Genomic DNA, 2,541 nt, shown 5'->3' on the forward strand with positions numbered 1-2,541 from the left:
GCGGCGGGTCCGGCGCGTTCGGCACTGATCCGGAGCCATCGATGCGCGTACGCGCCTGCCTCACCCTGACCGCCGCACTGCTCGCGGCAGGTCTCACCCCTCTAGTGGCCGCGGCCCCCGCCTCCGCCGCACTCGCCAAGCACCACGACGACTTCAACGGAGACGGCTACCCCGACATCGCGTACGGCAACGAGTACGCGGCCGATCTGGGGTACCGGGGCGGCGCCGTCCGGATCGTCTACGGCACCGCGAACGGCCTCTCCGGCGGCCGCACCCAGCTGCTCCACCAGGACAGCCCCGGCATCCCGGGCGTCGGCGAGGAGGACGACTGGTGGGGCGAGACCCTCACCAGCGCCGACCTCAACAAGGACGGCTACGCGGACCTGGTCGTCGGCAACCCCACCGAGGACGTCGGCGACAAGATCCGCCGCGGCTCGGCCACCATCGTCTGGGGCTCCGCGTCGGGCCTGTCCGGGGGCACCATGCTCACGCCGGTGGGGTCCGGCTCGTACTTCAACTTCGGCCGCGACCTGGCGACCGGTGACTTCAACGGCGACGGCTCGCCGGACATCGCGGCCATCGGCGGCAGCCGGACCTGGCTCTACCAGGGCGGGTTCACCAAGTCCGGCAGCCGGGGCACCGTCAGCGAGATCACCAAGGGCTCCACCTTGTGGGTCTCGTACAGCCTCACCGCGGGCAAGGTCAACGCCGACGGCAAGACGGACCTGGTGGTCATGGGCGTCCAGGAGAGCTCCACGAGCTCCTCCGGCTTCCGGACCCGCGCCTGGTTCCTCAAGGGCACCTCATCCGGTCTGGCCTCAGGCCCGTCCAAGACCATCGACGGCAACCGCCAGCTGGAGCTGGGCCCGAACTCCGCCATCGGGGACTTCGACAAGGACGGCTACGGCGACATCGCGCTCGGCGACCCGGACGAGAGCTCCGGCAAGGGCTCCGTGACCATCTGGTACGGCACCTCGACCGGACCGGGCACCCGTACGCAGAAGTTCACCCAGGCGACGACCGGGGTCGCGGGCACACCCGAATCCGGCGACTGGTTCGGCGCGGCGCTGTCCGCCGCCGACTCCAACGGCGACGGCTACGCGGACCTCGCGGTCGGCGTGCCGTGGGAGAGCATCAACGAGGACGAGGAGACCGGCGGCGTCCATGTCTTCCGCGGCGGCTCGGGCGGCCTCTCCGGCTCCCGCTCCTCCTGGTACTCCCAGGCCACCTCGGGAGTGAAGGGCGCCCGCGAGGACTACGACGGCTTCGGCTACGACGTACGCCTGCGCGATCAGAACCGCGACGCCAAGGCCGAGCTCACCATCACCGCACAGGGCGATGTGACCGCCAACGTCCTGCCCGGCACCGCCACCGGCCCCACCGGCACGGGCTCGTACACGCTGCCCCAGCTGGCGCACGGCGGCGGCATTCTCAACTGAGGGCTCGGCTGAGGGCTCGACTGAGGGCTCGACTGATTCCCTGGGGGAACCTCCCGGATTCCCCTAGGGGTTGTCACAGCTCGGCCGCAAACCACCCCATCTTCGGGCCACCCTCACGCACCGCTCATCAGGACCAGGTACGTTCGTTGACGTGGCTGGATTCAGGATCGGACGCGGCCGGGACAACCGCTCACAGCAACCGCGACCGCAACACCCCGCGCAACAGTCGCCGTACGGCCAACAGCAGCCGTACGGCGGCCCGCCCGCGCACCCGCACCCGCACCCCCAGCAGGGGCACCCGGGCCCGCAGGGCTACCCCGGGCAGCAGCAGTGGCCCCAGGCCGGGGGCGGCCACGGCGGCGCTCACGGCGAGCCGGAGTACTTCGGGGACCCGTATCAGCAGCGCCCACCCGCGCCCCACGACCCGTACGCCGCGAGCAACAACCCCGGCCACACGCAGGCGTTCTCCCTCGGCGACGACCCGTACAGCCAGGGCGAGACCTACCGCGCCGGAGCGACCGCGGCACCTCCCGTGGGGCCGCGTCTGCACTGGAAGGAACTCCTCAGGGGCATCGTGCTGCGCCCCGGGCCGACGTTCCTCCAGATGCGCGACTACACCCTGTGGGGCCCGGCGCTCACCGTCACGTTCCTCTACGGGCTGCTGGCCGTCTTCGGCTTCGACCAAGCCCGCGAGGACGCGATCACGGCCACCCTCGCCACCAGCGTCCCGATCGTCCTGACCACCGGGATCGCGATCGTCCTGAGCACGCTCGTACTGGGTGTGGTCACCCACACGCTGGCCCGCCAGCTGGGCGGCGACGGCGCCTGGCAGCCCACCGTCGGCCTCTCCATGCTGATCGCCTCGATCACGGACGCGCCCCGCCTCCTGTTCGCGATGTTCCTGGGCGGCGACGCGTCGTTTGTGCAGCTGCTCGGCTGGGCGACCTGGTTCGCGGCGGGCGCGCTGCTCACGGTGATGGTGAGCAAGTCGCACGACCTGCCGTGGCCGAAGGCCCTGGCGGCCTCGGCGATCCAGTTGATCGCCCTGCTCTCGATCATCAAGCTGGGCACGTTCTAAGGCGCGAACAGGCCCACCCGCCCA

The 2,541-nt window shown here is 71.2% G+C and carries 2 protein-coding genes; both read left to right on the forward strand.

The genetic code is table 11. The features are described from left to right. A partial coding sequence (locus U9R90_RS35420) for an FG-GAP and VCBS repeat-containing protein (RefSeq protein ID WP_411061543.1) occupies positions 1-1,439 on the forward strand: 1,439 nt, incomplete at its 5' end. Between the two features lie 70 nt (positions 1,440-1,509). Continuing rightward, positions 1,510-2,517: a Yip1 family protein gene (locus U9R90_RS35425; protein ID WP_411061544.1), complete on the forward strand. Its 1,008-nt coding sequence runs from the start codon at positions 1,510-1,512 to the stop codon at positions 2,515-2,517. The last annotated feature ends 24 nt before the right edge of the window (positions 2,518-2,541 follow it).

It is taken from the genome of Streptomyces sp. E11-3, assembly GCF_046540415.1.
Taxonomy (GTDB): Bacteria; Actinomycetota; Actinomycetes; order Streptomycetales; family Streptomycetaceae; genus Streptomyces.